We start from the raw sequence: 3278 nt of genomic DNA on the forward strand, positions 1-3278 counted from the left end.
CAATCTGCACAGATTTAAGCTAAATAAATAGCTCTAGTACTATAACAAGGGAGCCTGCGGAGGTTGTCAAGTAGTTTTTTTGTTTTTGTTGTCTATCCTTTTCTTATGAAGTGAAATTTGGTATAAGAAGACTTTTTACACAATTAACTGTTGAAACTTTATATTTTTGAGTGTATCATAATTAGTATACTTAAAAAGTATTACAGTTCTTTATAAACAGTAAATATCAAGGTATTTTGTATGTCAGATGATTTGTGTGGTTTTTTTATAGATATTCCCAGTGAAGGTTACATAATTGAGAGTTCATACTGCACAGGCAATGAATGTAGTAGTTACACAGGAAATATCGATCCAAGCGATATCTGGAAGTTTAGCTTGGTTTCGCCAGATGGTAAGGTAGTAAAAAAATTTGAGGCTAGTGTAACGGATCTTTTCGAGCCGAGAATTTGCCTTAGTGTAGATAGCAGTGGCAAAAAAATCGATTTTGATATCTCTCCTAAAAATTGTAACATAACAAAAGATGGGCTTCTTTGCATCGATGGAAACAATCAAGATCATAAGCTTAAGCTCTTGATAAAGAAGTATTAGTCTCTACATCTCGGGTGTAACGTTCAGTATAGGCGCTATTTTACTTGTAATGTTCTTGGCCACAGGTGAAGCGATTATTCCTCCGGTATCATACCGGCCCTGAGGTTCACCAATAACAATTAGTACTATATACCTTGGATCAAGTGTAGTTAGCACTCCTATAAACGACGCTATGTTTGCATTTTTGTCATATTTACCATTTACAACTTTTTCTGCTGATCCAGTTTTACCCACTATTGTATATGCTTTTATGTTTGCTCTCCTTCCTGTCTCATCTGTTACTGCTGCACGTAATAATTTTCTTATCTCTCTGGAAGTGCTTCCTGCAACAATCTGCTCCCATATGCTTTTTTTATTCAACATCAAAGTTGCATTGTGAAATATTCCGTTGTTAACTAATGCGGCTGCAGTTTGTGCAATATGCATAGGAGTTATAGCTATTTCATAACCATAAGACGCCGTTACTGAGGTGCTTTCACTCCATTTATTCAGAACTATCGGTATGGATTTTTCTGGCACTTCTATTCTCAAAGGAGAAAATAGCTTCATGGTCTTAAAATACTCTACCTGTTTCCCAATACCTAGTTTGACTGCAATTTTTGCTGTACCAACGTTGGATGATTTTACAAATATATCTCGCACAGTAACTTTTGGAATTTTGAACTCACGAAAATCCTGAATTTCATATTTCCCAATGGTGATTGGCTTTGATATGTCATATAAATCATCAGTTTTTACAACATTCGCATCGAGCGCTGCTGCTATTGTAAAGAATTTTATCACCGATCCAATCTCGTACACTCCAAGACTGGCACGATTAAACTTTTGTATATCTTTTGCCTTACTCTGCAGGTTAGAATTAAAGTCGGGCAGACTGACCATCAAAATGACTTCACTATCTTTTACACTTAAAACAATTCCTGCTCCGCCAGGTGCCTGATATCTGCTCACGGCTTTAGTGAGTTCCTGATGTACGATGCTTTGTACTCGTGTATCTAAGGATAGTTGAACATATCTACTGGTAGTGTTGTAACGTTTGTTACTTATGTATGCCTTAACTCCGGCAATGCCTTTGTCATCTATGTCGGTGTAGCCAAGCACGTGTGCAAACAAATTATTGTGATGGTATATACGCTTTACATCATCATAAAAGTTTACTCCTGGCACGCCAACGTTTTTTATTGCTAATAACTCTCGCGGAGTTAAATGCCTCTTTATCCAAGCAAATTTCTTTTTCGAGGTAAGTATTTTATATAAATCTTCATATTCAAGGTCATCCAAAATAGAACATAACTGTTCTGCTATACTTTCTGGATTCTTTACTCTGGTTGAATCTATATACAGTGATGTTGTTGGCATATTTGTTGCTATCATCACTCCATTTCTATCCAAAATATCAGGCTGTCTGTGTGCTATATTACTTTTTTTCGAGTCTTCTGAAGCAGCAAGCTGATCAAATGTTAAAGAGAACATACGAAAAATAATTATTATATAAAACATAAACAATGGTACTATAAAACATAGTGAGCGGAGCTTATTTCTAAGTAACGCTTGCATGTTTATTTGACTTGAAAAAAATGGAAGTTATCTTAGCGGAACCACGCGGTTTTTGCGCGGGAGTCAAAAGAGCTGTAGACATATTGACTATCACTTTAGAAAAATACAAGAACAAGCACCAAGTTTATGTGCTGCACGAAATCGTTCACAACGAATATATAGTAGAAGACTTTAAGAAACAAGGTGTGGTTTTTGTAAGCAGTATTGAGGACATTGAAGATAATGTGGGAATATTGATTTTTAGTGCACACGGAGTGTCAAAAAGCATTGAAGAGGAGGCAAAAAGAAAGGGTATTCAAGTGATTGATGCAACATGCCCTCTAGTCAGTAAAGTACATAAAGAAGCGAAAAAGTATGAGGATGGCGGCAAAGAATTAATTCTGATTGGGCATGAAAATCACCCAGAAGTTAAGGGAATTAGAGGAAGAGTAGACAATCCTATCACTTTAGTGCAAACCGTAGAAGATGTACACAGTTTAAAAGTTAAAAATCCAGACAATTTGTCTTACGTCACGCAAACTACGCTAAGCGTCGACGATACCAGCGAAATTATTGCTGCTCTAAAGCTTAGGTTTCCAACCATTACAGGTCCTAATTTAAAAGACATATGCTACGCAACACAAAACAGGCAAAATGCTGTTAAAAAACTAGCTGAAATCGTAGACATAGTGTTAATTGTAGGAAGTAAAAATAGTTCGAATTCAAATCGCTTATTAGATCTATGCATCGCTAGAGGGAAAAAAGCCCATTTGATTAATAATTACAGCTGTGTGAACAAAAGCTGGCTACAGGGTATAGAAAAGATAGGAATCACCGCAGGTGCTTCTGCTCCTGACATACTGGTTGATGAGCTAATAGACTACTTGAAAATACACATGAGCATAAAAGTTTCAGTTATGCCAGGTGATGTTACTGAAAACGTTCAGTTTAAAATACCGAATTTGGTTTAAAACAAAACTAGTCCACTAGCCTTTATTTTGATATTATTAATATCAATTTCTACTATACAGAAAGCTAGTAGACAACAGTAGAGAAAAGCTACCAAGCAGAAACAAAAAACTACTTGACAACCTCCGCAGGCTCCCTTGTTATAGTACTGGAGCTATTTATTTAGCTTCAATCTGTGCAGATTA

The 3278-nt window shown here is 36.1% G+C and carries 3 protein-coding genes; 2 read left to right on the forward strand and 1 reads right to left on the reverse strand.

Translation table 11 applies throughout. The features are described from left to right. The first annotated feature begins 240 nt into the window (after nt 1-240). Nucleotides 241-588: a hypothetical protein gene (locus AB6N09_RS05605; RefSeq protein WP_411131943.1), complete on the forward strand. Its 348-nt coding sequence runs from the start codon at nt 241-243 to the stop codon at nt 586-588. 3 nt (nt 589-591) lie between these two features. Here the strand turns inward: AB6N09_RS05605 and AB6N09_RS05610 are convergent, their stop codons facing one another. Beyond that, on the reverse strand, nt 592-2088 hold the full coding sequence (locus AB6N09_RS05610; protein WP_411131944.1) for a peptidoglycan D,D-transpeptidase FtsI family protein: 1497 nt from the start codon (nt 2086-2088) through the stop codon (nt 592-594). Between the two features lie 77 nt (nt 2089-2165). On the opposite strand from AB6N09_RS05610, the gene ispH reads away from it, so the two are divergent. After that, entirely contained in the window at nt 2166-3095 is a 930-nt protein-coding gene (gene ispH / locus AB6N09_RS05615; protein ID WP_411131945.1) for a 4-hydroxy-3-methylbut-2-enyl diphosphate reductase, read from the forward strand. Nucleotides 3096-3278 lie beyond the last annotated feature (183 nt).

Origin of the sequence: Wolbachia endosymbiont of Tettigetta isshikii (assembly GCF_041154185.1) — a bacterium.
Taxonomy (GTDB): Bacteria; Pseudomonadota; Alphaproteobacteria; order Rickettsiales; family Anaplasmataceae; genus Wolbachia.

What these genes read in the sequence shown, in the direction of transcription:
- ispH (WP_411131945.1), top strand. Translation starts at nt 2,166, where the DNA reads ATGGAAGTTATCTTAGCGGAACCACGCGGTTTTTGCGCGGGAGTCAAA.
- AB6N09_RS05605 (WP_411131943.1), top strand. Translation starts at nt 241, where the DNA reads ATGTCAGATGATTTGTGTGGTTTTTTTATAGATATTCCCAGTGAAGGT.
- AB6N09_RS05610 (WP_411131944.1), bottom strand. Translation starts at nt 2,088, where the DNA reads ATGTTTTATATAATAATTATTTTTCGTATGTTCTCTTTAACATTTGAT.